This is a genomic window from Gilliamella apicola (assembly GCF_003202915.1).
Taxonomy (GTDB): Bacteria; Pseudomonadota; Gammaproteobacteria; order Enterobacterales; family Orbaceae; genus Gilliamella; species Gilliamella apicola_Q.
The window spans coordinates 128,782-155,748 of the sequence record NZ_QGLP01000010.1; the positions used below are offsets into that span (position 1 = coordinate 128,782).

The window sequence follows — 26,967 nt, forward strand, 5'->3', positions numbered from 1 at the left end:
TGTATGACAAATTTGTTAGATGACATTGCTCGACAAGATAATAATCGTGGTATTGCCGTTGCTATTGTTGATAGTTATGGTGAGTTATTGGTTTTTGTAGCTCATCCTTATTGCTATCCATTACCCCGAAAAATTGCTATTCGTAAAGCTTATACCGCAGCTATTTTACGGCGAGGAACCGATTTAGTTGAACAAGAGGTTAAAATGGGCAATTTAAATTTAATTGCACTCAACGATCATAATCTTATTGCATCAACTGGTGGGATTCCAATTGAATTTGATCATAAAGTTATAGGTGGTATTGGGGTTAGCGGTTTAAGTGCACAAGAAGACTTAACCATCGCTAAACAACTACTTACTCTTCTTAATGATTCAGGACTATTTTCAAAAGTATAAATGAAATAATGATTAGAAATGGTTTTTATTCTATTTTCATTTTTACTACTAATCGAAAACCACCTCCATAAGAGGTGGTCATCACTTAAATGAGTTTCTATCCATTTTAACTAATATAAATGACCAATCGAAATTGTAATTAACAGCAGCCAAAACCTTGGCAAGACAATTTCTGGCAAAAAGATTTTTCATTGAATAATTACAGATCAACAAATAATCAGAAGATGCAAATAAACAAAGCCAAAGACGAAATTAAAGTTTTTTAATAACATTATGCTACCAATCCAATAAATTATATCTTAATTTATTCTAAAGTTTACTCTATATAAATAACCTTAAATATTTATTACTGATCTAAGGAAAGGTTTTTATTTCGTTGTGAAATTTTTATAATACTCTCTTAATATATAAATTATAGGATCTAAAATGGCTAAAACAGTAGAGCAAATCTCTTCTGCATTAAATCTGTCAATAACAACAGTGAGATTAGTATTAAATGGACAAGCAGAACGTTATCGTATCAGTCAGAAAACCCAGAAAAAGATCCAAGATTATGTCAATAAGTATGGTTACACCATTAACCATATTGCACGTAGTTTAAAATTAAATAAAACAGAAACATTAGGCTTAATTGTGCCTAATTTATCAAACCCTTTTTTCTCATCCTTGGCTGAGTCGATGGAATTATCTTGTCGAAGTAAAGGTTATCGATTGATGATCTGTTGTACTCATAATGATCCTGAACATGAAAAAAAATTACTTGCTTCACTAGAAGAGAGAAATGTTGATGGTATTTTTGTTGTCCCGGTTACTGAAGAAACACAAATGTATCATATCAAAACATCTAATAAACCCATCGTTTTCTTAGATCGTGATTTTGCTCAAAATGACTCTTCATGGGTTGTGTCTGATAACTTTGAGAGTGGTTATGCCTTAACATCATCAATGTTTAAACTCATCCAAAAACCCATTGTTTTTTTTGCGGGAGCGCCGATTTTACCCCCAGTAAAAGAACGTATAGCAGGTTTTATCTCTGCCATGGTTGAGAACGGCATTGACAAAAAAGATTGTGAAGTCTTTTATTCACAAACTGATTTAGTTAATGACGGCGAGCTTTTAATGAAAGAGTACATTGAAACACATAACGACATACCGCAAAATTTTATCGCTTCATCACTACCTATTTTAGAAGGAATTATTAGTTTTCTACGTCAGCATTTGGGATATATTCCGGATAATCTAAATATTGGTGCTTTTGATGAACATATTATGCTCAATTTCTTAGCTAACAATATCTGGTCAATGAAGCAAAATGATAAAGATATTGCCGAAAATGCTATCGCCATTATGAATAATAAAATATCAGGAGAAAAAAGTTCTGACCAGATCAAGATTAAAACAGAAATTATAAGCCGCCTTAAAAAGAAGTAGAGTAGAACTTTTTAGGTTTTATTGCTTATAATTTAATTGGGCTATTTTTTCAAACCAGCTAAAAATTTTGTGATATAACTCCCAAAACAAGGCAATATTGGTAAGATTTTTTCCATATATGACCTCTAATTGGCATCTGAATGGATATTAAATAAAAGCTATATGATGATCCATTTGCGATTAGCCTATCTATAATTTAAAAAACAGGGTAAGTTCGGTTTAAATTCAGAGGTTCCTATATCAATTTCGGTAGATATAACAACCTCATCATATACAATGGCAATAAATTAATTTTTAATTAATAAGTTCTTGGCGAGTAAAAAGTTACCTATTGTTGCACTACCATTATTTTCAACTGACGGGGTTTTTATATATTTATCAATATTTTCAATGGTAACATAATTATTTAACAATTTTTTAAAATGCATTTTTATTCGATCTAACATGTGATGTTGGCTCATTACTCCGCCACCAACAATGACTAACTCCGGTCTAATCACTAAGGTCGTATTCAAAATAGCTTGAGCAATATAGTAGGCTTGAATATCCCAAACCGTTGAATTGGTCTCTAGTTCTTGACCTTTTTTACCAGTTCTCGCTTCAATACTCGGTCCTGACGCTAGTCCTTCTAAACAATCACCATGTAATGGGCAAACACCGTTAAAATTGACATCTAGCGGATGTTTTTTTATCAATTGATGTCCCATTTCTGGATGGCCAATACCTCCAATAAATACACCATTTTGAATGGCACTGCCACCAATTCCGGTACCAATTGTATAATAAACTAAGTTATTACATCCATTTAGATACATTTCACCATAAGCGCTTGAGTTAACATCTGTGGTAAAAAAGATCGGTATATTGAGTGCTTTCTGTATTGGTAAAACAATATTTACATTAGTCCAACCCTGTTTTGGGGTATTTAATATACATCCATACTGCTCACTAGAAATATCAAGATCTACTGGCCCAAAACTACCTATCGCTAAAGCATCAACGCGATTTTTTTCAAAAAACACAATGACCTTTTTTATTGTTTCTTCATAAGTTGTGGTTGGTATAGCCTCACTAATAATGATCTCATTATTTTCATTACCAACAGCACAAATAAATTTGGTGCCTCCCGCCTCAACACTACCATATCGTTTCATTATTTATCTCCATTAAATATTATTCATTACATTCAATTAGGACTAGCAGCTAACTAAATTAAAATGTAAATTTTTCATCCTAGTCATCATTAAAATACCTTACACTATTTTTGTATATTATATATTAGCTACATCAAAATAGAGCCACCAGGTAAAGCTCTCTAATGGTACTTAAATCAATCCACCTTTTTGCTTATTCATTGGTCAGCCTAAATCAGGTTGAATACCGAGAACATATTTATTTTCAGCAAATTGATTCGACTAAAATGGATCTCATTACGCCAACAATTTTTTTAATATCACCAATATAGCAGAGCAGCTCTTTAGCCCTCATATTGTTAAACCAAACCATCTTTAGTGCTATTTATCTTCAAGCTGTTAGAACTTTTACATACTTTTTATATTGGTCAATAACCATTTTATCAACAGCTTGAGTTGTTATTAAATAATCGACCTCTTTTAATTGAGCAAAGCTAGATTTTGAATCAATATTAAATTTACTTGAATCAATTAGCGCAATAGATTGTTGGCATTTTGCTAAAAACCTTTTTTTGTCGACAACTTCATTGTAATTATAATCAGAAAAACCGTTTTTCAGTGAGACCCCTGAGGCTGAAAAAAAATATTTATCAATATTAAAAGCGTTTATAACGCTATCATCAAAAGAGTTTTGTATGGTATTTGATTTGGGTTTCAACACGCCACCAATAATAATAACGGTCAAATTTGGATTTTCTTTTAACTTAATTGCGATATTGATACCGGTAGTAATAATCGTAACTTTGACATTAATATTTATTAATTTATTGGCGATTTCATTACTCGTTGAACTAGAATCAATAAGAATTGTATCTTTGTGTTTAATTAAAGATATCGCTAAATTAGCAATGCTCTGTTTTTCCTTCAAATTGAGTGCTTTTCTTTCTTCATAAGGTGTTTGATGTATAAATTTATTCGATAACACAATCCCGCCATGTGTTCGCTCTATATCAGGAAAATTTGCACAAATTATATCAATATCACTACGTATAGTCGGCATTGATACGTCTAATAAAGCGGCTAACTCTTTAACAGTAATCGATTTATTTTCTATTACTGTTTTCAAAATAATCTGTTGTCTCTCTTCAGCAAACATAATTAGTCACCTTAAATTTTGATTTATCTAAATAATACACAAAAAACAAAATAAAATAAAACAAAAAAAACCGATAAACATAAGAAAGTAAAATAGCCATAAAAAGAAAATAAAAAAACAATTGACACAAATAAGAAAGAATAAAATAATAAAAGAAAGAAAAGAAAAACAAAAAAAGAAAAATGTTAATAATAGCAATTTAAGGAGTAGCTTATGTTAATCACTGGTAAACAAATGCTAGATATAGCAAGAGAAAATAAATTTTCTGTCCCGGCTTTTAATGCGGGTAGTGGGCAATTACTTACTGCAGTCATGGAAACGGCTGAACGCCTTAACGCGCCATTTATAATGGCTATTCACCCTGATGAGCTTGCTTTCTTAAAAGACAGTTTTATCAGTCAAGTTATTTATGAATGTAACCACAGTAAAATCCCCGTTTGTATTCACTTAGATCATGGCGCCAACATGCAACAAGTCGCCCATGCCATTCAATTGGGTTTCACCTCAGTAATGATAGACAGTTCACATCAACCATTTGAGGAAAATATTAGGATTACTAAAGAAGTCGTAAAATTAGCACATAGTGTTGGCGTATCAGTGGAAGCAGAGTTAGGCACCATTGGCGACACAGGTTCTACCGTTGAAGGGGGAGCCAGTGAAATTATCTACACCGATCCGCTAAAAGCCAAAGAATTTGTTGAAGAAACCCAAATTGATTCTCTTGCGATTGCTATTGGTACATCACATGGTATTTATCCAAAACACTTAGTTCCTAAATTACGTTTAGATATTCTAGAAGAAATTTATAAGCTGGTCGCAATCCCATTAGTACTTCATGGCGGTTCGAGTAATGCTGATGATGAACTTGCCGCTTCGCTTGATTTAGGTATTGCCAAAATAAACATTTCTAGTGATATAAAAATCTGTTTTGCTAACAAATTACGCGAGATGTTAAATGGCGGTAATAACGAGATTAGAGAGCCTAATGTTTTATTCCCACCTTGCATGCTAGAGACACAAAGAGTCGCGGAGCAAAAAATTAAATTATTTAAAGCTGATAATAAAGCATCTTTATATTATCGATAAATTTTAAGGCTAGATAAGAACAAATAGCTAACAGCTTGTTCATATTAATAAATGTAAGTTAAACGCCGGTTAATTGTCGACCGGCAACCAACAATGGATTATTACATTTAATAAGAGGAAGAGTTTATGTCATTAAATAAAATTTTAGATGAACAAGTCATTACCACCAATATTAATGCAAAAGATAAAAATGAAGCATTACTGATTTTATCAGAAAAACTACTTAATGCTGGCTATATTAATGATATTAGTTCATTTCTGGAAGATATCTATTATAGAGAATCATTGGGAGCAACAGGTATAGGTAATTATATTGCTATTCCTCATGGTCAAAGCGATAGCGTACTACGAAATGGTATTGCTATTGGGAAATTCAACCAAGAAATTCAATGGGAAACTCTTGATGGCAAAGGAGTTAAATTAATATTTTTATTCTCAGTCAGCGCTAATCATGATGGTGCTAATGAACATCTGATGTTGTTGGCACAATTAGCCGGTAAGCTTGGTAATGATGATGTTATTGATAGATTGTTAAAAGCAAATGATAGTCAGGAAATTAAACAAATTTTCACTAGTTGCTGATAGCAAATTTATCAGCAAGTAATTGTAATTAAAAAGGACAAAGGCTATGAATATTATTGGAATCGCTGCCTGTACTGCAGGAATTGCACATACTTATATTGCAAAGGAAAAATTAATCACTGCGGCCAAAAATGCTGGGCATAACATACATATTGAAACCCAAGGTACGATAGGCGTACAAGATGAAATTCCAGATGAATTAATCAAAAGTGCTGATATTGTTATATTAGCTATTGATGTAAAAGTATCTGGTAGAGAACGATTTGCCGACAAAAAAATCATTGAGGTCCCCACGGAAATCGCCATAAAGTCCCCCAATAAATTAATTAAGAAGATCGAAGAAGCTATTTCTCAATAATCTTACAGGTGAGGTTGCACATGAAGATGTTCAAATTAATAGCGTTAAAGCGCCATGCTCTAACGGCTATATCATATTTAATACCAATTGTTGTCAGTGCCGGTTTTTGTCTCGCTATAGGTAGTCTATTTGGTGGACAAGTCATGAATAGTTTCCATGATGATTTCCGATTAGTTGATGCGCTTTCGACTATGGGGGTATTAGTTCTTGGAATGCTACCTGTAGTGATATCTACCGGTATTTCTTATTCTATCGCCGATAAACCAGGCATTGCTCCCGGTTTTTTGACCGGATTAATTGCGATTAATATCGGCGCAGGCTTTATCGGTGGTTTTATCGGTGGCTATATTGCCGGTTATATTGCTTTACTTCTTAGAGAGAAAATTAAAGTACCACATTGGGCTGAAGGGCTAAGACCGGTTTTGATTATTCCGTTATTATCGGCGTTTGCCATGGGCCTTATAATGTATTACGTTGTCGGTACCCCGATTGCTGCATTCACTGAATTACTGATGAACTACTTAAAAAATCTTAATACCAGTGAAAAAATTGTATATGGATTAATTATAGGTGTTCTTTCCGGAATTGATTATGGTGGTCCAATCAATAAAACCGTGGTCATGTTTTTACTTTCATTAGGTCCAAATGGCTATGAACCAATGGCAGTTATGATTTTAGCCTCAATGGTAACGCCTTTTGGTATGACAATCGCTTACTTTATGCAAAAAATATTTTCTAAAAATATTTATACCCACAATGAAGTTGAAACATTAAAAGCGGCATTTCCTATGGGAGTGTGCCAAATCACTGAAGGTTGCTATCCGATTATCTTTAATGACTTACTCAGATGTTTAATAGCAACCGGGGTCGGTGGCGCTGTTGGCGGTGCAATTAGTATGGCGTGTGGTAGTGCTACACCGGCACCAGCTGGTGGACTATTTGCAATGGTGACAATGGTCAATCCTATCCAATGGTTTATTGCCTTAATGGCGGGCTCACTTGCTACCGCAATTATATTATTTGTACTGAAAAAACGAGTCAATCTAGATGATAACAATGAACTCACTATTGATGACGAGAAAGATATTGACTTAGATGCAATAAAAATCAGCTAAATCTATAAAAATTGGATGGTTATGCAAGACATTATCGATTAAACCATAGCCATCTAAATACTAAATATAGACTTAGTTTTAGTTATATGAGGTGTATTATGTTAGTTAGTGAAGATTATAAGAATAATGTCAAAGAGTTATTTAAAAAAGCTCAACTTATTTTGACCGAACAAGAGTTAAATAATATTGAGTTTGCTGATTTTGGTTTAAATAATATAAATAATGAAGGTTTAAACTTAATTATTTATATTAATACTGACCGATATTGTGCCAAAGAAATGGTATTACTACCCAACCAAACCTGCCCTGAACATCGACATCCTGACATCAACAGCAGCAGAGGAAAACAAGAAACATTTCGTTGTCGATGGGGTAAAGTATATTTATATGTTGAAGGTGAAAATAAGGCCAATATATCTGGTACTTTACCGCAGGGCGATAATCAACAATACTATACTGCCCGCCAAGAAATTGTGTTAGTTCCCGGTGAGCAATATACCATCGACCCAAATATTAAACATTGGTTTAAAGCCGGGTCTGAAGGTGCTGTAGTAAGTGAATTTTCATCAACCAGTTATGATGAATTTGATATTTTTACTAACCCAAATATCAATAGAGTTTGCCAAGACCGAATCACATAAGTGAAATTTTCTAACCCTAATAATCGTCTATTTTCAGTTTTATAAAGCAACGGAAAATAGTCATAATAATGGGGTTATTTATCATAGTAACCGTTGAAAATAAGATTAAATAGCCCCAATAAACTTTAGGTAACCATTAGATTAATAACATTAGCTACTAACTAAATCTGACTATTAACAATGACACTAAGCAAACAATCTAAACCAAAAGACCAGCAATTCACATTAAAAGTACTGCTGTATTAAAAAAATAACCGCCGATAAATCAATCATATTAACACCATTCTATCTGTAAAATTTAATCAAGTTAAAACGTTATCCTATTGGTAGCCAGTTTAAACTGTTTAAAAAACTTCTTTAATTATTATTCGAAAGGTATATAGCTATTTATCCTTTGATAGTATTGAAAAACATTTTTAAAGCTACCTTCCAACAAATTTTCTTTGTCAGCTAATTGATAATGATCCAATATGTTTAGAACATAATAAAATTTGTTGGCTAGATATTAATGAACTAAATAATCTTGATTGGGCTGAAGCTGATTTACCGATTTTTTCATATTTGCAGAATATTGAAACAGATCCAAATGAACAATTAACCATCGAATATTAACAGCAAATGATAAAGTTGCACAACGATTATTAGCAATAATCTTTCATTTTGGTATTAATTATCGATATACACATTAAAGCTGACTTTTGTTTGCTTGATTTAATGTACAATACGAATGATATGTAGTATTAAATAGAGAATTTCTTCATTTGAAATCGTGATATTAAGCTGATTAATTAAATATTTTTTAATGACATTTGCACATTTAAACTCATCTGGATATTGCCTAATCACCTGTTGAAAAACAAAATCATTATCAGATTGTAGCTGTTTCTGCTCAAAAATACGCTGAATAAAAAACTGCATATGAGTTAAAAAGCGTGAATAATGTAGCGATTGTTTATCTATTCGAATTGCAAAATTAAATTGAATAATATTGAATATATCCTTCAACATTTTAACGGACAATAACGTGTGCTGCATAGTTTGTTGATGTGATTGACCGTTAACTAAATGAAAGGCTATGTTACCTGCTTCCTCCTCAGGTAAACTAATATTAAAACGTTGGTTTATATAGGTTATGCCGTACTTTGCAACTTCAAACTCTTTAGGATAAAAGCTTTTCACTTCGTATAACAAGCGATTTTGAATAACCACTCCTGAATAATATCTTTCAATAGCATAATTGAGGTGATCTAATAAGGTAAAAAAGAGCGTTTCTCTAAAAGTCGTTTGTAATGTTTTGCTCGCATAGTCTAACAAAAATCTCGTTAACTCGATGTAATCATCAGGTAATGATTCAATTAAGTTAAGATAACCTTGAATACCTGTTATTTGTTGTAAAACAAAACATTTCTCAATCTGCTCAGCATCAAGCAGATCACCAACTTTAGCATTAAAACCGATCCCTTTTCCCATCAGGATCACCTCGTTATTATCACTATTTTTGGATAATACTAGGCTGTTATTTAAAATTTTATCAACTTTAAATGTTATCATAACGGTTACGTCAATTTATCCAATTGCCCATTAGCCTTAATTAATTTCTGATACCAAAAATAACTCTTTTTCTTGATACGTTTCATATCTTTTAAATCAAATTCGCCTCGATTTACATAGATAAAACCATAACGCTTACCATAACCTTGATGAGTACTTACCACATCAATAACAGACCATGGGCAGTAACCAATAAGTTCAACACCATCGGTGATAGCCAATTGCATTTGGGTTATATGTTGGCTAATAAAGTTGATGCGATAATCATCGTTAACAGTATTATCTGCATTAAGTTTATCTGGAGCACCAATGCCATTTTCAGTAATTAGAATGGGTAAATTGTAACGTTCATAAACTTTTCTTAAGGTTAATCTTAAACCAATAGGATCAATTACCCATCCATAAGCCGTTTTGTCGACAAAAGGATTTTCCGCCGCTCGATAAACTCCCTGTTCACCCAGCATGATTTGTTGATCGCCAGCTCTGGCTGATATATCGGAAGCATTTCCTTTACTGGCGGCAATTGTTGCTGTTGAATAATAATTTATGGCAATAAAATCAGGTTGAGCATTTTTTAATACAACGAGATCCTCTTCTAAAATTGTTGGGCAAAGTCCTCTATCCTGTAAATAACTTAAAAATAACGCATTATAACGCCCCAAAATAGCGGTATCGAGGAAACTCCAACATCGAATAGTTTCCCAATTATGAGCAGCAATAGCATCTTCAGGTCGGCAAGTTTCAGCATACATTGAAGTGATATTTAATGCTGGCCCAATTTTAGCATTGGGACAAAGAGTGTGGCATAGCTGCATAGCTTTAACCTGAGCGATAAACATATGGTGATTTTGTTGATAAAGTGTTTTCTTATCTGGTAATTTACCATTTTCAGGAACACCAATTGCCCCAGGATGAAGAATCATGGTGTTTTGTTCATTAATTGTTAACCAATATTTAACTTTTTTACCAAAATTTCGGAATAAAACTTCAGTATATCGGACAAAAGCATCAATGGTTGATCGTTCGCTCCATCCACCTTGTTTGTCCAATTTATAGGGTAAATCAAAATGATATAGAGTTACTATTGGTTCAATATCATAACGTTTAAGTTCATCAATTAAGTTATGATAAAAATCTAATCCTTGTTGATTAACGTCACCAATACCATCTGGAATAACACGCGTCCAAGCAATAGAAAAACGATAGGCTTTTAAGCCTAATTCAGCAAAAAGCCGCACATCTTCTTTATAATGATGATAGTGATCACTTGCTACTTTAAAATCGGCTACATCTTCAGGATGACAATACATATCGACAATTGACGGAGATTTTCCATCTTCATCCCATGCCCCTTCAAACTGATAAGCCGATGTTGATCCTCCCCATAAAAAATTTTGAGGAAACGGTTTTAATGTTTTATAGAACATGATTATCACCTTGATTTGCTTTTTTAACTAATATCAGATCATCACCTATTGCCACCATATTTTTCTTAAAATTTTCAACAAAATACTGATCTGAATGTAAAATAATTATTGGGGTAGTTGTCATATAACCAGCTTGATTGATAGCCGCTAAATCAAATTCAATTAACTCATCACCAACATTAACCCGCTGACCTTGTTCAACTTTAGCTGTAAAAAATTGGCCACCTAACTTAACGGTATCCAGTCCTATATGGATCAAAATTTCAACGCCCTGATCACTTTTTATACCGATCGCATGTTTTGATTCAAGTAAACTGACAACCTTACCGCTAATTGGTGCAACAACTTTACCTTGATTAGGCTCAATGGCTATACCATCACCTATCAAATTTTTTGAAAAAACATCATCTTTTACTTCTGATAGTGGTATTACTTTTCCTGTTAAAGGACTGCTTAAGATAACATTACTCAAATCAGCAGCGACAGAGTTATTTGTTGAAGATAATGTTGATTCTGTATCAATAGTTTTAGCCAAATCATCCTCATCAATTGGATCATCAAATCCCATAAACCATGTCAATACAAATGTAACGACAATCGCAATACAACATGTCACCAGAGCATGGACAATATTCATCGGATTATCACCTATAAATGCCGGTAAACCAGCTAATCCTGGCGATACAAAAGCATAACGTAATAATCCAGATACCCCTGCATAAACGCCAGCAACTCCACCACCTATCATTGATGCAATTAATGGGCGTTTTAGCTTTAAGGTCACGCCATACAATGATGGTTCGGTAATACCTAATAATGCGGTGAAACCAGCAGAATACCCAAGCTGTTTTAGATTTTTATTTTTAGTTTTGATTGCTACACATAATGTAGCTGCACCTTGTGCTATATTTGAGGCTAACATACCTGGGCCATTAATCATTTCATAACCATTACGACTTAACTGTTCTGTTGCAATTGGTGTCATAGCCCAAGCTGTACCGGTGATAATTAAAAATGGTTGTAATCCGCCCATTAACATTGGAATAAACCAACTGGCTTTACTATTTATATAACCCGCCCCTTGTGCAACTAAATCATTTAGTAAGATGCCAAATGGACCAATAATCACTAATGCTAATGGTCCTGTTATCAACAGAATAATCATCGGTTTGATAAAAAACTTTATCATTGATGGAGTCACTTTTTCAGCAAAGCGCTCAATATAAGACATTGCCCATACGGTAATAATGATAGGTAATACAGAACCTGAGTAATCAGCTAATTTAACTGGGATGCCAATAAAAGAGACATTTTGACCCAACGTCATTAATTTTCCTAAATTGGGGTGTAACATTGCACCTGCAATAGTCATAGCTAAAATAGGATTACACGAAAATTTACTTGCAGCACCATAGGCTAACAAAATAGGCATGAAGAAAAATGCCGCATCAGCCAACATGTCCAACAAATAATAGGTATGGCTATCTGGCGATAACACCCCCATTAACTTACATATAGCTAATAACGCTTTAATCATCCCCGCACCAGTTAATGCAGGAATTACAGGCGTAAATGAAGTGGATATAATGCCAATAATATATGAAAGTATCCCTTCTTTCTTTTTGCTTCTTACCTTGCCATGTTCTTGGTTAGATAAATTTTGACTAATAGCTTGATACACTTGTTGGACTTCGTTACCGATCACTACTTGGAACTGCCCTCCACTATCTACAATACTAATAACACCAGTCAATTTCATGATTGCATCGCAATCAACGATATTTTTATCAAAAAGATCAAACCGTAAACGAGTTGCACAATGAGTCAAGGAATTAACATTATCTTTTCCCCCAACTAACCGCAAAATTTGTATTCCTAACTGTTGATAATCCATATATATACTCACTCTAAAAGATCCAAAAAAAAAGACCAAAACAAAAACCTACCTTCTAGATAAGTTTTTGTTTTGGTCCTGCCTGAATTAAATCAGTAACATGCCTTAATGGATCCGATAGTATATATAACTAATATTTATTTCAAATTAAAATTCAAGAAATGTGATCTATATCTTATTTTACTTAGCTAATTACATTGGCATCACCAAATCAATTTTGAATAGCGAACTTCAATTTGGCGTTGGCGGTTAATATCTAAATTTTAATTTAACCAAACAAACTCTTTTGAAGTTATTCCATTTGATATTAGAGAGCAAGCCAATAAAATTTCAGTATTACGTTGTAATATCATGCAAATATTATAAATTTATTTTAATAAAACTAAAATTGACAGATTTTGCTATGAGTGATTTTTTATTAAATGAGGTTATTTTATTGAATTTTAGGTTTAAAGTGCACTTAACTTAACAGTCAATACTGTTAAGTTAATTTTAGTATTTATAACAACTCTCTTGTCATATCCATTAATGTTTTTACATCTTGAGGCTTTGTTTTTCCACTGTTTTTATCAATAATTGAGCTATAAATATGAGGAATCACTTTTTTAACCCCAGCATCTAAGGCTATTTTTAAAATGGTGGCATAATTGTTTAAGTCAATTCCGCCAGTCGGTTCAAGAGCAAAATTAAGTTCAGCACAACATTTTGCTACATATTTGAATTCATCAATATATTTTAAACCATCCATTGAAAAGTATTTTACTGAGCTTCCCCCCATATCTTTTAACATTTCAATAGCTGTTTCAACTGGAACTATGCCATCTGGCGCTTTACAACTTAATGGCCCGGTTGAAATTTTAACCAATCCAACTTTACCTGTTGGTGAAACTAAACCATTGATGACGGTATTATCTTGTCCGAGTAATGCTCGACTGGTGGCAACACCCGTAAAAACCTGATTTATATGTTGTGGTTGCAATACACTAGAAATCTCTGAAACCATCTTAGATTGATTAGGATCACCGGCACCTAAACCTATAGAGATAGCGTTATCAATCGCCATTGCATATTTTTTCATTTCAGTTATTGCCAGCTGATTAGTAGGATAATTTTTAGAGAGAACACCAACTACAACATAAGTTTGTGCTGCTTCATACACTTCTTTAGCATTTTCGATGGAATTTGCTAGTACATTTAGACACACTCTATCTTGATAATAATTAGGGATACATTTGTTAGTCATACTTTTATTCCTTTAATACAACTATTGTTGAATAATCGTTTTAATTTTTTGATAAATTACATCTAATTGTGCTGCCGATACGCTACGAACATCAGCATCAACTTTCCCTTCATTGACTTTATACTCGCGAAAGTAAATAGCGGTATCACCCTCTTTCATCAGTTTTACTATATCGTTAGCCGTTTTACCGATTGTATTTTTATCAAAGCTTATTTCAGCACGCGCTATATCTCGACCAGCACCATCCCATACAACTTTAGCGGATACCCCGTTTAATTTATTTAAGTTGGTAATAAATGGTGTCATCTTTTCAATCATCTGTTGGCCAGTCTCATTAATTGGCTCACTCATATACAATTCGATAGCTTTGGTTAATCCTAAAATACTTTCTTTACCAACTTTCATTGGGCGACCAATGCCATTAGATTGTTTTTTTACCCATTCGATTGCTTGATGACGACCAACCACTAAACCACTAGTCGGACCTTCGATTGCTTTAGCACCACTATAAATAACGATATCTGCACCTTGTTGATAATAAGTTTGTAAATCTTCTTCTGCTGCGGCATCGACAATCAAGGGTAGCGCATGCTTTTTCGCCACACTTAATGCTTCAGCAACAGATAACATACTTTTTTGAACACAGTGGTGTGATTTCACATATAAAATGGCTGCCGTATCAGAATTAATCATTGCTTCTATATGTTCTGGCTTACATTCATTGGCATAGCCAGCTTCAACAACAATACCGCCACCCAATGAGACCATTGTTCCAATAGGCGCACCAAAGTTAACATTATGCCCTTTGGGTACAATAATCTCTCTTGGAACATATTTGTTTGATGAGTGAAGATTATATAGAAGATCTTGATCATCTTTGACGATAAGTGCCGCCACCGATTGCACAATTCCGGCTGACGCACATGAAACAACTACCGCATTTTCAGCATTGAGTAATTTAGCAATATATTGACCGGTTTTATCGATCAAATCTTTCATCTCAAAGTATTCATTTAAACCTAGAGTCACTGCTTGAGTAACTTCTTTTCGTGGTGTCGAAACACCTAAAATTGTCATTCGACCAGATGCATTAAGCACTTTTTTTAGATGATATTTTTCATAGATAGACATTTTTATTCACCGATTAATCACTATTCACTATAATTTCAGCACTAAATAAATTGCTAATATTTAGTGCTGATTTTCTAGAAAATTTATAATATTCCGAGTAGGGAACTAACAACGCTAATTACCACAACAGATATAAGAATTGTGGTATAACGAGGTCCTTTTTTGATGAGATAGAAATAGATCGAGAATACAGCAAGCAGAGGTAATAACCCTGGTGCAATTGAATCAATTATTTCTTGTACTACCACTTTCGTGCCTTCTGCGGTACTAAATACTAACGGCGTTGTTAAATTAACATAATTAGCTGAGAGAGCGCCCATCATAATTAGCCCTAATACATTGGCGCCATAAATTAACTGCTTCATTTTACCATCTTGTAATAGCGTAATAATGGAATCACGACCAACGGTATATCCTTTATTAATCAAACCGTAGCTCAAAATTAAGGTAATTGCCGGATATAGAATTAATGGCATAATTCCTCCCATTGCACTACCATTAGCGGCAAAAGGGATAAATAGTGCAATTAAAAGAGGCATAATAGCAGCCCAAATAATAGAATCACCAATACCAGCAAGCGGTCCCATTAATCCTGTTTTGATACCGGTTATTGAACTATCAGAAATATTCTCACCCAAACTTTTTTGCTCTTCCATTGCAATAGCAATGCCTTGAATCATTGAGCCAAACGTTGCTTCAGTATTAAAAAAATTCAAATGACGTTTTAATGCTTCTGCTTGCTCTTCTTTGGTGTGATAGAGTTTTTTAATAATTGGTGTCATCGATGCACAAAATATTAAACTTTGTAAACGTTCATAAGAACTTGATAACTCAGCACCTAAATAGTAGATAAGCCAAGCTTTACGAATATCATTTTTAGTTAAACGACTACTTTGTTTAGCTTTTTCAATCAATTCATTTTGCATAGTACCAGAACTAACTTGATTTCCATTCATCTTATACATCCTCTTTATTTGCGAAACCTTTAATTAAAAATGCTAAGCAGGTTCCAAATATAGCCATAGCCATTACATCAACTTTTAAGTAAAGAACAGCGAAAAAGCCACCAATAAAATAAGGTAATAAACTCTTCTTACCGATAACCATGATGGTGATAGCAAAACCTAACGCAGGTAAAATTCCACCGATAATTTCAAAGGAGTGGGTTAACCATGTCGGCATTAAACTTAAGAATTTTTCTACTACTGGCTGACCAAAGAAATTCGCCGCAAAAACAACAGGAAAGCGAATAACAAACCCAAGAATAGATGGATAAACAAAAGCACAGCGCATAATGCCACCCATATTTGCTTGTTCGGCATGTTTATCAGCCATATGTACCCATATAGCATTTAAAGTACGTCGTAACTGATCAACGAAAACACCAATAACGCCAAATGGAATCGCAAGCGCAATTGCCATATTGGTATCCATACCCGATTGTACGGCAATTGGAATCGCAATACAGGCAGCTAAAGCGGGGTCTGATGGCACATTACCTCCTGGTGTGGAAGTGACCCCCAAGTAGACTAATTGCATTCCAGCACCGATTATCATTGATGCAGGCATATTACCGGTTAACAATCCAACAAAAATGGCGACAACTATTGGTTGTAGAAGCATTGCTGACAGGGTATAACCGAATCGCAAGCGAGCAAACCAATAATAAAGTCCCATGCAGACTGCAATCATTAAGGTACTCATACATCTCTCCTAATTAAATAAATCATTAATATTTTTTTAAAACATCATCGACTGGTTGAGGTTTATCTTCTGGGATGGTTTGGAAGTAAACATTCACACTCGCTTGCTTAAGTTTTTTGAGTATCTCAACATCAGCATCATCTAAAGTAATATTTTGAAAAACAGCTTTACGATTAGGTCCACCACCTAAGCCACCAACTTGTATTTGATCAATATTGAATCCCATTTCAACAGCTTGACAAACGGTGGTTAAATTAGGGAATAACACTAGTACATTTCCATCGCCAAGTTGATTTTCTAACCATGATTTAACAAAGCTTTGATTACCAAAACAATCTACTTTGACATTCGGAGGAGCTGCCATTAAGTAGATATTTTTCATAAATGGATCGTTTTCCAATTCATCGCTAACCACAGCTATTCGATTGGCTTGAGACTGACCAACCCATTTTGTTACGACTTGACCATGAATTAAACGACTATCAATTCGACATAACACGATATTTGCCATAGTTTTAGTTCTCCTGAAATTTTTGTTTTATTTCCGCTAGCACATCTTTGCAGCTTTCTTGGCCAACTCCGACTAACTCGTCAACGATATTCATTAGTGGCCCTTCATCTTTTCGATTAATTGCTTCGATCAACAACAAAGCATTAAGTCCTGAAATAACCGCAATAGGGTAATCAAGACTTAGACGTGCTGCGACATTAGAAGTGGTGCCACTTATGAAGTCAGTAAGAATCAGCGAGCCTTTTGGCATGGTAACCACTTGCTGTTTAACTTTTTCATAAAATTCATTGAATGTATCGTTAGCGGTTAACGCGATATCAAATACTCCCTCGATTTTGCCAAGGATCATGCTTAAACTTTCTTTAAGCTGTTTTCCCCAATCGCCATGAGTGAGTAATAAAATTTGAGATGATGAGTTATTCAACTTTTTGCTCCTTATTACTATTAACTTACAATAACAGGAGCAAAAAACGTGCCAACAAATTTGTCAGCTACCAAGGACGATGATTTATTGCTTAATAATCAATAACTAAGAGTATAATAATTCATAGATATATAAAAATTCTGCATCAGAGAGGCGAATAGTGTAACTCTTTTCAATAGGTAAAAAGGCTTCTTTGATGACAGATATCGCGTAATTAGAATGAATTGTCTGATTATCAATTGCCATCTGTAATGGTTTGCGACTAATTACAATACGTTCTACCATACAACAGCAGTGAATTAAAAAGCGAAGTGTCACTTGTTTGGAAGGATGCAGATCAAGTTTTTGACAAATATACTGATAAAGATCTTCCATTTCCCGCAAGATACGCTGTGGATTTAATACAGATATCTGGTTAATGATACTTTCTAATGTTAACGCACCGATGAATTTCATGGTGCTTTTTTCAATAATTAACCGGCGTTCATTCTCACTCATATGAGGTTTTAGTAAGCTGATCACCAATTCCGGACCCTGCTCGGAGAAAAGTTCTTCTAATGAGATAAATGGAATATCGGGTAGTTCTGGCTGAAAAGTACCAATAATACCTACTACACGCTCTTGTGTATTCAATATATTACGTAATCGTTCCGGACTACGAATATCATTATAATCAACAATCAATATGCGAGTATTAATCAGTAATTCTTTAAAGCTTTCTTCAATCACATTTTTAATTTTAACCGCAGTACCCATACCGGTAATACAAGATATCATTAATACTTGTTCGTGATCTTCATCGACTTGATCACACAACTTATAATCAATATTTTTATCTTGGATTAAATTAATTATTTCAGCAAAATCTTTGGCTGCATAAGTTATATCTAAACTAAAATCTAATAGTGCTGAAAGTGTAATATTGTGCAAAAGTAACACATTAATATTGAATAATTGGTGAATAACATTGCCAAAATGAACTAATGAACCGGTATCGACAATTAAAATCAATTGTTGGCATTCGTATTGCTTAATTTTTTCAATTAAAATGGCTAATGTGTCATGCACTGATTGCTCAAATGGCATATTAATCGGTGTGATTAGTTGATATTCTAAAATTCGATTAACATAATTAGCCATACTGGTTGCGGTAGTGTCACCATGAGCAATAAATATCACTTTATAATTGTCAGGCGCTGATTTTTTTAAGCGATTTAAACGGCATTCTTTTAAAAATAAACACCAATACACTATTTCCGTTGACGGGCATTGGATATAAAAAATAGCTTCTATACGCTTACAAACTAATACTGCATTTTCATACTCATCTTTACAGTGGTCTAAAATCAAATTAGATGAATACAAATTGGGAATTAATCCTTTTTGTATATAAGCTAATAAGGTTAAAAAGTGTTTATGTAATAAACTTTTAAGATGATCTTGTAAAACAAATCCCAAAATTTCTTCAATATATTCTGTCAGGCTACTAATTCGTTTTTCTAACTGTTCACTATGTAAATATTGACTATGCCCACTATTTTTTTGATTGATGCCATAATCAAAAATATTTCGCAGTTTCTTTTTTAAGATCGATAGTGTTTCTTGTGGCGATACATGACTATTACGTAAATTCACATATTCTTGGGTAATATAAGGTATAAAAAAGATCACTATCTTCTTTAGCGGATAATAATGATAAGGTATTTTTCAACTGCAATTTATCTGTGGTAGATATCTCAATCTGGGCATCATTTTTGAATAAAGCATTAATTAATGTGGTCACTTCTGGAGTCGGCGCACAGGGTTCTTCAATAAAACGCTTATCAAGCAATAAGGTTGAGGATAGTTGATTAAGATCTGCCGCCCATCCTTGGGCACATAAAAACTGAATATCACTTTTTAATTGTCCGATATTACCTTTTAACGGTTTACTTAATAGATAAATTAAAGCAATTTTATCAATAGCAATCATACGTTTTATCTTTCTGCTTTCAAGTAATATAAAATGAAAAATAAGTTCAGCACGCTCTTCTAAACTACGTTGCTCAATTGAAGGGAGCGTAATATAAACTTGAATACGTCTTAAAAAAGTACGCAGTAAACTTGATTGGATATTTTCTGTGGTAGCGCAAATTAAACGAATATTAACTTTTATTGGTTTATCACTTGAACCTAAAGGATGAAACTCTCCTTTATCAATTATTAAAAATAATTTTTCCTGACTTTCATTACTCAATCGATGTACTTCATCTAATAATAATAAGCCACCATTAGCTTGTTCAATCAGGCCAACTTTATTGTACGAAGCGCCAGTAAAAGCGCCTTGTTTATGACCAAATAGATGTGAAGAAAGTAACTCTTGGTTGTTATAGTATTCAGCACAATTAAAATAGATAAAAGGGACCGGTTGCTTATTTTGTTGTTCTCTAAGTTGATGCATTAACTCAGCAAAATAAGTTTTTCCAACACCAGAATCCCCCGTTAATAATACATGTAAACCATCAGGATAAAGTACCGCTGCACGCCCTTTTTCTACAGCCGTTTTCAAACTGCGATCATAACCAATCAATTGGCTAAATGGATCTATTATCGGTTCAGCAACTTTCGGTAATAACTGATATTGGGTACTTTCATCATAAACGTTTACTGTTAATTGCCGTTGAATCAACTCTTCGTAGGATTTTTTATCTAAAAAATAGACGGGGCGAGATTTGATTTTTAAAACTAAACCATCCAAAGTGAGTTGATTTAATTCTTTGCTTACAGAATTTCGCGCTATACCTAAATTATGTCCAATCGTATTGGCATCAAAACCCAAAACTTTAGTCAAGTCGGTAGTAAATTTATCCCTCAAAGTATTAGTAAGACGAATAAGTTCATGATGAATTATCTGTTTGCGTTTAGTCATAAACAGTAATTTTTATAAATAAATCAATAACAATAATATAACATAGTTTTATTGGATTAAGTCAAATTAACATTTTGGTTATGTGTGATAGGGTAATTATCACCGATATACCCGCAAATCTAACCGAGAAAAAAACAAAAATTATAATTCAACAATCTCAATACTAAATGATGATAAGACAGTGGAACATCAAGTGTTGTTTAACAAGCTAATGGATGCTAATAATTGAGAATTTAATCAAAGTTAATAATGAAAAACAACAGTAAAGCAATTCGAATTGATATTGCGAATAAAGTGGGTGATAATATTTTTTAACTGGATTTTATTTTCAATTTTCACAATAAGATAGCTACAAATAATATAGAAATCTACAGTGATTTTATAGTAAATGATAATATTCTATTTATTGAACCTAGTGATGAAATTTATCAATTTAATATTATAGAAATAAAATACAGTATTGCGGTACACGTAGCCATTCGCAAACTTCTTGATAAAAATAAAGGTTAATGGAATAACTTAAAATCAGTTGATATAAAATTAAGGATCCCCGCCAACGAAAAACATAAAAAAATTACTACTACTGATTACGCTTTGTTTGCCTATGGTAAGTAGTGCTGATTGTGAAAAATGGATTGATCAATTACTTGAAAAATACCACTCTTCTCGTGAAAGTGATATGCCCGTTTGTAAAATATGGCCTGCTGATGAAAGTAAAACAATTGTGGTTTTACCGTTTCCTCGTGGATCAGATGATTCTATTTTTTATGATCTTGATGTATTACTTATTGATACACAAAGTGGTGAAGTAATTGCTCATAATTGGGAACCCGATGCGTTTGTAAGTGATGCTATTCAATTAGTTGGTTTTGGAATCGATACTGCTCGTTATCAACTCAATAGTGAATCCCGAGCTTTTGGAGTGCGGGTTGGTTTTCGCGGTAGCTCTAGCGTCTACCCTTTTTATGAACAACAAATTAACCTCTATGTACAGCAAAATGAAAAATTAAATCGCATTGTTAATCAGTTAGTGTTAAAAACATCTGGTGGTGAAATGTATAATTGTAAAGGTGAATTTCATAACAATGATGCTGTTTTATTATTAGGAAACAGTAGCACCAATAATTTTAAAGATCTGATTGTTTCCGATAAAGAGCAAAAGGGTATCATTAAAGTAAATAGCGAAGGGGAATGTGTTGAAGAAATCACTGAATCAACAAAAAGAGAATATATATTATATTATAACGGTGTTGAATACCCTTTACCGGAACCTATATATTAATCGCTAAGCAACCAAGATTCTTAATTAAAATCAAAACTTAAAATGGACAGATTCTATTTTTAATTTTCTGTCCTTTATTTTTAGCTTCATAAGCAATTTTTTGGGATTTTGTATTTCAGATCTTAATAAATTAAAACAATTGTTAGTTCATTTTACTTTAATTTATGTAAACTTTTGAGAGCTAGCTCACATTTCTTCTAAATCAAAATTGACTTGATATATATTATATGGTTTTATTTTATGAAACAGGCATGTGACTGGTAGAGCAGGCAGGACCTAAATAAATTGTATATGTTTAATTACATTTTACAGTTTATCTAGGTCCTGCTTTTTTTTTTGCAATTAGAAAAAGGAGAAAGTAATGGATTATCAAAAAATTGCAAAAGCCATCCTAGATAATATTGGTGGTAAAGAGAATATAATACATTTAGAGCACTGTTCAACAAGATTAAGATTCAATCTAAAGGATGAAAACTTACTGAATATTTCAGCTTTAGAAAAAATTGATGGTGTTATGGGAGTAAGAATAAATGCTCAATGCCAAATTATTATTGGTAATGACGTAATTGAAGTATATAACGAGCTAACAAAAATAGTTGGTAACATCAGTAAAGATAATATTAGTAATGAGCCTAAGAAAAAGAAAAAATTCACAGCTATTTTCCTCGATTTTCTTATTTCTATCTTTCAACCATTAATTCCTGCTATTGCTGGTGGTGGTGTATTGAAATCCTTCATTGTATTATTTGCCACGTTAGGTCTTATAGATGATCAGGGTTCAACTTATAACATTTTACAATTGATTGGTAGTGCACCACTATATTTTCTACCGATACTGGTCGCCATTACTACTGCTAATAAACTAAAAGTTAATTCATTGGTTGCTGCATCTGCAGTGAGTGTGTTAATACTTCCTGATATGGTAGCAATGCTAAAAAGTGGCACGACTCTCTTTTCCTTATCTTTGGAGAATATCAATTATGCCGCTCAGATATTTCCAGCAATTTTGACCACTCTTTTTTATTCAGTTATTGAAAGATTTTTCACCAAATATTCATTTAAAGTTATTCGTATCTTTTTCGTACCTATGATGAGCTTATTGCTTACTGTCCCTGTATCGTTATTGTTATTAGCACCTCTTGGATACAATATGGGTACAATTTTATCGTCTATAATTATATTTTTCTATATACATTTTTCTTGGATTGCAACGGGATTGTTAGCAGCAATACTTCCATTTATGGTGGTAACTGGCATGCATAAAGCGATGGTTCCTTATGCTATTGAAGCCGTAGGGAAAACTGGATGTGAAATGTTATATCAACCAGCCTCTTTAGCTCATAATATTGCCGAGTCAGGCGCTTGTTTTGGCGTAAGTATTAAAACTAAAAATAGTAAATTAAAATCTACTGCTCTTTCAGCTGGTATATCAGCACTTTTTGGTATTACAGAGCCTGCACTATATGGTGTAACAATTGTAAATAAAAAAGTTCTGTATAGTGTTATGTGTGCTGCGGCAATGGGAGGCGCTTTTGCTGGTCTTACTTTATTAAAATCTTTTGTTCTTGTTGGTGCTGGTTTAGCCAGTATGACTATGTTTATTGATAAAGACAATGCAATGAATATAGTCTGGGCCTTTGTTACTTTAGGAATATCCTTTTTTGTCGCATTTATTCTTTCTGCCGTATTTTTTACCGATCGTGTTGAAATAACTGATGAAAGTGAGAATGAAAATGAAAAAGTAAATGAAAATACAAAAAATATTATTAAAAATGAAGTTATTGAAGTTAGAAGTCCTATTACAGGCAAAGTTATTCCCATGACAGATATTAACGATAATGTTTTTTCAAGTGGAATGGTTGGCCAAGGCTTAGGCATTATTCCTAACGAGGGAATTTTAAAATCGCCATGTAAAGGGGTTATTTCAATGGTATTTCACACTAAGCATGCACTAAATATTAAACTAAATAATGGCGCTGATCTGCTTTTTCATATAGGAATCGATACGGTACAACTCAATGGAGATGGCTTTGAGACACTGGTTAATGTTGGCGATATTGTCGATATTGGTGATGATTTAATTAAATTTGATATCAACATCATTAAAAATAAACAACTAGATCCTACTGTAATATTTTTAGTCACCAATCCAGAAGACTATGCTATTTCCACTATTAATGAAAACAAACAAGTCACTAACGACGATATTGTTCTAGAAATAAAGCCGAAAATATTAAACAAAGGAGAGTAAAAGATGAAAAATTTAGTATTTCCAGATAATTTCTTATGGGGCGGAGCGATAGCCGCCAATCAAGTTGAAGGCGCATGGAATATTGACGGCAAGGGACTTTCTGTTGCAGATATAGCAACCTATAAACCAAATCTCGATGTCAAAGATTATGTTGCTCATATGGCAGTAACCAGTGAAGGAGTAATGGCAGCAATAAACGATCCTTCTGATAAAAATTACCCGAAACGACGAGGGATTGATTTTTATCATCGCTATAAAGAAGATTTAGCACTTTTTGCTGAAATGGGATTTAAGACATTACGTTTATCAATTGCTTGGTCAAGGCTGTTTCCGACAGGTGAGGAACTTACGCCAAATCCTGAAGGCGTTGAGTTTTATAAAAATGTCTTTAAAGAGATGAAACGACTTGCAATTGAACCCATTGTCACCTTATCACATTATGAAATGCCAATAGCATTAAGTATTAAATATAATGGTTGGGTAAAACGTTCAGTAATTGATGATTTTGTCCGTTTTTCTACCGTTTGTTTTGACCAGTTTGGCGCTTATGTAAAATACTGGTTAACCTTTAATGAAATAGACAGTATCCATCGACATCCGTTTACCACAGCCGGAATTATTCCGAATAAATGTAAAGACGGGCAACTTGAACAAGATATCTATCAAGCTTTACATCATCAATTTGTAGCAAGTGCACTAGTTACCAAGATCGCCCGTGAAAAAATTCCAGATTGTAAAATAGGCTGTATGCTAACTAAATTAACCACCTACCCATTAACTTGTCAACCGATGGATGTCGAATTGACATTGAAAAAAAACCTTGAAAATTACTTTTATGCTGATGTGCAGATTAAAGGTGAATATCCAAAACTTATATTGACCAATTTAAAACAAAAAGGAATTGATATTAAGTTTGAAGAGGGCGATAAGCAACTTCTTAAACAAAATACCGTCGATTTCTTATCTTTTAGCTATTATATGTCAATAACAGAATCAGCAGATCCTAATGCTGAACGGACTCCAGGTAATACTGTTTTAGGCGTTAAAAATCCTTATTTAAAATCCTCAGAATGGGGCTGGCAAATCGATCCTAAAGGGCTAAAAATTTCGCTAATTGAACTTTATGACCGCTATAATATTCCAATGATGATTGTCGAAAATGGTATCGGCGTGATTGATAAGTTAGAGGGTGATACCGTACATGACCATTATCGAATCGAATACTTTAAAGAACATTTTCAACAAATGAAAGAGGCCATTGATGAGGGCGTGGAGTTAATTGCTTATACCAGTTGGGCACCAATTGACTTAGTGAGTGCTGGCACCTCGCAAATGTCAAAACGATATGGTTTTATTTATGTCGATCAAGATGATGAAGGTAATGGCTCCTTAGCTAGATTAAAAAAACAGTCGTTTTATTGGTATAAAAAAGTGATTGAAACCAATGGTAAAGCTATTTACGACAAATAGCTGGGGTGTGAATAATGATTTTGGTGGTAAAAGTATTAAATTCTAGTGTCGTTTTAGTCGAAGAAGAGGGTATCGAGAAAATTGTATTAGGCAAAGGCATTGGTTTTGGTAAAAAACCAGGTGATACTATTGATGATGAGCGAGTAGATAAAATCTTTTTAGAGAATAATGTCAAGCTTGCTTATATCACCGATTTAGTTAAAGAAGTGCCTTTTCAATTTTTTCAGATAACCAAAGAAATCATCACATTAGCTGAAAATGACTTAAACAGAAAACTGAATAATAATATTTATTTAACCTTAACAGATCATATTTACTTTGCGGTCGAAAGAGTTAAACAGGGCCTGTTCATCCCCAACAAACTACATTGGGAAATAAAAAATTATTATCCACAAGAGTTTAATATTGCTAAGCAAGCTATTGAGTTACTTAATACCAGATATGATCTCGCTTTTCCCGAAGAAGAAGCGAGCAATATTGCATTTCATCTGATTAACGCTCAAACCACCAGCACGCAAAATCTTAACGCATTTCAATATGCCAAAATGATAAATTCGATAGTGAATTTGGTGAAGTATTCCGTTGGCGTGCCAATTGATACCTCATCAATTCACTATAGCCGTTTTATTACCCATATTAAATTTTTTGTAGAACGATTTTATGCCCATAATCAATTACAAGAAGATAATAATGATCTTTATCAACAAATATCCTCGCATTATCCTTATGCGATGCATATTGCAGAAAAAGTAAAACAGTACATCGATCAAACTTATCATTATTCAATATCCGATGATGAGGTGGTCTATTTGGGGATCCATATTAATAGACTAATACGCAATACTAAATAATTAGTCTTAGCAGTATATCTAAACGGATAATAACTAGGTAAGCAATCCTGATAAGATAATTTTATCTTCTTTGATTCTAAAAAAATCTTGAGAGATCATTTAGTTCTCAATTATTTATAGCTAACTGTTTTACTAAAAAATTGCTTTTAATTGATTAGCCTTACCAATATGGCAAAATTGGATTTTAAAATGGCGTATGATCATAACTTGTAATCTAAATAATATAGTTATCTTAATAAAATAACACTATTTGCCAACTTAACCAGTTAACATGCATTGATAGTACTAACGTCGTTATTGGTAATGGATATAATTAGATTAAACCTTAACCATATTAACGGTAAATAATATAGTTAACAAATCCCTATGATCCTATGTAATACGATGTATAATCACTACAATTAAAATAAATATTGTAGTTG

Annotated in this window: 22 protein-coding genes and 1 pseudogene; 11 read left to right on the forward strand and 12 right to left on the reverse strand. The window is 33.3% G+C overall.

Features of this window, described 5'->3' with window-relative positions:
* The first annotated feature begins 3 nt into the window (after positions 1–3).
* Together DKK79_RS13775 and DKK79_RS13780 are read left to right on the forward strand one after the other, a co-directional pair.
* Complete coding sequence (locus DKK79_RS13775) at positions 4–396, forward strand: GlcG/HbpS family heme-binding protein (protein ID WP_181415328.1); 393 nt, start codon at positions 4–6, stop codon at positions 394–396.
* A 426-nt stretch (positions 397–822) separates the two neighbouring features.
* Complete coding sequence (locus tag DKK79_RS13780; RefSeq protein ID WP_110424554.1) at positions 823–1,827, forward strand: LacI family DNA-binding transcriptional regulator; 1,005 nt, start codon at positions 823–825, stop codon at positions 1,825–1,827.
* Positions 1,828–2,114: 287 nt separating this feature from the next.
* Here DKK79_RS13780 and scrK read toward each other — a convergent pair whose 3' ends face one another.
* Together scrK and DKK79_RS13790 are read right to left on the reverse strand one after the other, a co-directional pair.
* Positions 2,115–2,984: a fructokinase ScrK gene (scrK, locus tag DKK79_RS13785; RefSeq protein ID WP_034884678.1), complete on the reverse strand. Its 870-nt coding sequence runs from the start codon at positions 2,982–2,984 to the stop codon at positions 2,115–2,117.
* Between the two features lie 367 nt (positions 2,985–3,351).
* Positions 3,352–4,116 carry a DeoR/GlpR family DNA-binding transcription regulator gene (locus tag DKK79_RS13790; protein WP_110424555.1) on the reverse strand — a complete coding sequence of 255 codons (765 nt, stop codon included), beginning with the start codon at positions 4,114–4,116 and terminating at the stop codon, positions 3,352–3,354.
* A gap of 213 nt (positions 4,117–4,329) precedes the next feature.
* Between DKK79_RS13790 and DKK79_RS13795 the strand changes: the two genes are divergently transcribed.
* From DKK79_RS13795 to DKK79_RS13815, 5 genes are all read left to right on the forward strand, one after another.
* Positions 4,330–5,202 carry a ketose-bisphosphate aldolase gene (locus tag DKK79_RS13795; protein ID WP_110424556.1) on the forward strand — a complete coding sequence of 291 codons (873 nt, stop codon included), beginning with the start codon at positions 4,330–4,332 and terminating at the stop codon, positions 5,200–5,202.
* A 126-nt stretch (positions 5,203–5,328) separates the two neighbouring features.
* Positions 5,329–5,784, forward strand: coding sequence for a PTS sugar transporter subunit IIA (locus tag DKK79_RS13800; RefSeq protein WP_110424557.1), 456 nt, complete (start codon positions 5,329–5,331; stop codon positions 5,782–5,784).
* 46 nt (positions 5,785–5,830) lie between these two features.
* Entirely contained in the window at positions 5,831–6,142 is a 312-nt protein-coding gene (locus DKK79_RS13805; protein WP_110424558.1) for a PTS fructose transporter subunit IIB, read from the forward strand.
* Positions 6,143–6,162: 20 nt separating this feature from the next.
* Complete coding sequence (locus DKK79_RS13810) at positions 6,163–7,257, forward strand: PTS fructose transporter subunit IIC (protein WP_110424559.1); 1,095 nt, start codon at positions 6,163–6,165, stop codon at positions 7,255–7,257.
* A gap of 98 nt (positions 7,258–7,355) precedes the next feature.
* On the forward strand, positions 7,356–7,898 hold the full coding sequence (locus DKK79_RS13815) for a D-lyxose/D-mannose family sugar isomerase (RefSeq protein WP_181415329.1): 543 nt from the start codon (positions 7,356–7,358) through the stop codon (positions 7,896–7,898).
* Positions 7,899–8,609: 711 nt separating this feature from the next.
* Here the strand turns inward: DKK79_RS13815 and DKK79_RS13820 are convergent.
* The 10 genes and pseudogenes from DKK79_RS13820 to DKK79_RS15015 form a co-directional block, all read right to left on the reverse strand.
* Complete coding sequence (locus DKK79_RS13820) at positions 8,610–9,449, reverse strand: PRD domain-containing protein (protein WP_110424561.1); 840 nt, start codon at positions 9,447–9,449, stop codon at positions 8,610–8,612.
* Positions 9,450–9,454: 5 nt separating this feature from the next.
* Complete coding sequence (locus tag DKK79_RS13825) at positions 9,455–10,876, reverse strand: glycoside hydrolase family 1 protein (protein WP_110424562.1); 1,422 nt, start codon at positions 10,874–10,876, stop codon at positions 9,455–9,457.
* Complete coding sequence (locus tag DKK79_RS13830; RefSeq protein ID WP_110424563.1) at positions 10,866–12,770, reverse strand: beta-glucoside-specific PTS transporter subunit IIABC; 1,905 nt, start codon at positions 12,768–12,770, stop codon at positions 10,866–10,868. The genes DKK79_RS13825 and DKK79_RS13830 overlap by 11 nt, the downstream gene beginning before the upstream one ends.
* Before the next feature lie 499 nt (positions 12,771–13,269).
* Entirely contained in the window at positions 13,270–14,013 is a 744-nt protein-coding gene (dagF, locus tag DKK79_RS13835) for a 2-dehydro-3-deoxy-phosphogluconate aldolase (RefSeq protein ID WP_110424564.1), read from the reverse strand.
* 21 nt (positions 14,014–14,034) lie between these two features.
* On the reverse strand, positions 14,035–15,144 hold the full coding sequence (locus DKK79_RS13840) for a DgaE family pyridoxal phosphate-dependent ammonia lyase (RefSeq protein WP_110424565.1): 1,110 nt from the start codon (positions 15,142–15,144) through the stop codon (positions 14,035–14,037).
* A gap of 83 nt (positions 15,145–15,227) precedes the next feature.
* Positions 15,228–16,100 carry a PTS system mannose/fructose/sorbose family transporter subunit IID gene (locus DKK79_RS13845; protein WP_258363469.1) on the reverse strand — a complete coding sequence of 291 codons (873 nt, stop codon included), beginning with the start codon at positions 16,098–16,100 and terminating at the stop codon, positions 15,228–15,230.
* 1 nt (position 16,101) lies between these two features.
* Positions 16,102–16,848, reverse strand: a complete 747-nt coding sequence (locus DKK79_RS13850) for a PTS mannose/fructose/sorbose/N-acetylgalactosamine transporter subunit IIC (RefSeq protein ID WP_034884326.1) — start codon at positions 16,846–16,848, stop codon at positions 16,102–16,104.
* Between the two features lie 25 nt (positions 16,849–16,873).
* Positions 16,874–17,359, reverse strand: a complete 486-nt coding sequence (locus tag DKK79_RS13855; protein WP_034884328.1) for a PTS system mannose/fructose/N-acetylgalactosamine-transporter subunit IIB — start codon at positions 17,357–17,359, stop codon at positions 16,874–16,876.
* Between the two features lie 4 nt (positions 17,360–17,363).
* Complete coding sequence (locus DKK79_RS13860) at positions 17,364–17,783, reverse strand: PTS sugar transporter subunit IIA (protein WP_034884330.1); 420 nt, start codon at positions 17,781–17,783, stop codon at positions 17,364–17,366.
* 105 nt (positions 17,784–17,888) lie between these two features.
* Positions 17,889–20,691 (reverse strand): annotated as a pseudogene (locus DKK79_RS15015) (sigma 54-interacting transcriptional regulator).
* Between the two features lie 604 nt (positions 20,692–21,295).
* Between DKK79_RS15015 and DKK79_RS13870 the strand changes: the two are divergent.
* The 4 genes from DKK79_RS13870 (at position 21,296) to licT (ending at position 26,545) form a co-directional block, all read left to right on the forward strand.
* Positions 21,296–21,973 (forward strand): hypothetical protein, encoded by a 678-nt coding sequence (locus DKK79_RS13870; protein ID WP_110424567.1) that lies wholly within the window; start codon positions 21,296–21,298, stop codon positions 21,971–21,973.
* 361 nt (positions 21,974–22,334) lie between these two features.
* Positions 22,335–24,224 (forward strand): beta-glucoside-specific PTS transporter subunit IIABC, encoded by a 1,890-nt coding sequence (locus tag DKK79_RS13875; protein WP_110424568.1) that lies wholly within the window; start codon positions 22,335–22,337, stop codon positions 24,222–24,224.
* Positions 24,225–24,227: 3 nt separating this feature from the next.
* Positions 24,228–25,694 carry a glycoside hydrolase family 1 protein gene (locus DKK79_RS13880; protein ID WP_110424569.1) on the forward strand — a complete coding sequence of 489 codons (1,467 nt, stop codon included), beginning with the start codon at positions 24,228–24,230 and terminating at the stop codon, positions 25,692–25,694.
* A 14-nt stretch (positions 25,695–25,708) separates the two neighbouring features.
* On the forward strand, positions 25,709–26,545 hold the full coding sequence (gene licT, locus DKK79_RS13885) for a BglG family transcription antiterminator LicT (protein WP_110424570.1): 837 nt from the start codon (positions 25,709–25,711) through the stop codon (positions 26,543–26,545).
* Positions 26,546–26,967 lie beyond the last annotated feature (422 nt).

Coding starts and splice junctions, on each gene's coding strand:
- DKK79_RS13775 (WP_181415328.1), top strand. CDS start 4: ATGACAAATTTGTTAGATGACATTGCTCGACAAGATAATAATCGTGGT.
- licT (WP_110424570.1), top strand. CDS start 25,709: ATGATTTTGGTGGTAAAAGTATTAAATTCTAGTGTCGTTTTAGTCGAA.
- DKK79_RS13870 (WP_110424567.1), top strand. CDS start 21,296: ATGGTAAGTAGTGCTGATTGTGAAAAATGGATTGATCAATTACTTGAA.
- DKK79_RS13795 (WP_110424556.1), top strand. CDS start 4,330: ATGTTAATCACTGGTAAACAAATGCTAGATATAGCAAGAGAAAATAAA.
- DKK79_RS13855 (WP_034884328.1), bottom strand. CDS start 17,359: ATGGCAAATATCGTGTTATGTCGAATTGATAGTCGTTTAATTCATGGT.
- DKK79_RS13790 (WP_110424555.1), bottom strand. CDS start 4,116: ATGTTTGCTGAAGAGAGACAACAGATTATTTTGAAAACAGTAATAGAA.
- DKK79_RS13825 (WP_110424562.1), bottom strand. CDS start 10,876: ATGTTCTATAAAACATTAAAACCGTTTCCTCAAAATTTTTTATGGGGA.
- DKK79_RS13880 (WP_110424569.1), top strand. CDS start 24,228: ATGAAAAATTTAGTATTTCCAGATAATTTCTTATGGGGCGGAGCGATA.
- DKK79_RS13850 (WP_034884326.1), bottom strand. CDS start 16,848: ATGAGTACCTTAATGATTGCAGTCTGCATGGGACTTTATTATTGGTTT.
- DKK79_RS13830 (WP_110424563.1), bottom strand. CDS start 12,770: ATGGATTATCAACAGTTAGGAATACAAATTTTGCGGTTAGTTGGGGGA.
- DKK79_RS13810 (WP_110424559.1), top strand. CDS start 6,163: ATGAAGATGTTCAAATTAATAGCGTTAAAGCGCCATGCTCTAACGGCT.
- DKK79_RS13820 (WP_110424561.1), bottom strand. CDS start 9,449: ATGATAACATTTAAAGTTGATAAAATTTTAAATAACAGCCTAGTATTA.
- dagF (WP_110424564.1), bottom strand. CDS start 14,013: ATGACTAACAAATGTATCCCTAATTATTATCAAGATAGAGTGTGTCTA.
- DKK79_RS13845 (WP_258363469.1), bottom strand. CDS start 16,100: ATGAATGGAAATCAAGTTAGTTCTGGTACTATGCAAAATGAATTGATT.
- DKK79_RS13780 (WP_110424554.1), top strand. CDS start 823: ATGGCTAAAACAGTAGAGCAAATCTCTTCTGCATTAAATCTGTCAATA.
- DKK79_RS13840 (WP_110424565.1), bottom strand. CDS start 15,144: ATGTCTATCTATGAAAAATATCATCTAAAAAAAGTGCTTAATGCATCT.
- DKK79_RS13875 (WP_110424568.1), top strand. CDS start 22,335: ATGGATTATCAAAAAATTGCAAAAGCCATCCTAGATAATATTGGTGGT.
- DKK79_RS13800 (WP_110424557.1), top strand. CDS start 5,329: ATGTCATTAAATAAAATTTTAGATGAACAAGTCATTACCACCAATATT.
- DKK79_RS13805 (WP_110424558.1), top strand. CDS start 5,831: ATGAATATTATTGGAATCGCTGCCTGTACTGCAGGAATTGCACATACT.
- DKK79_RS13815 (WP_181415329.1), top strand. CDS start 7,356: ATGTTAGTTAGTGAAGATTATAAGAATAATGTCAAAGAGTTATTTAAA.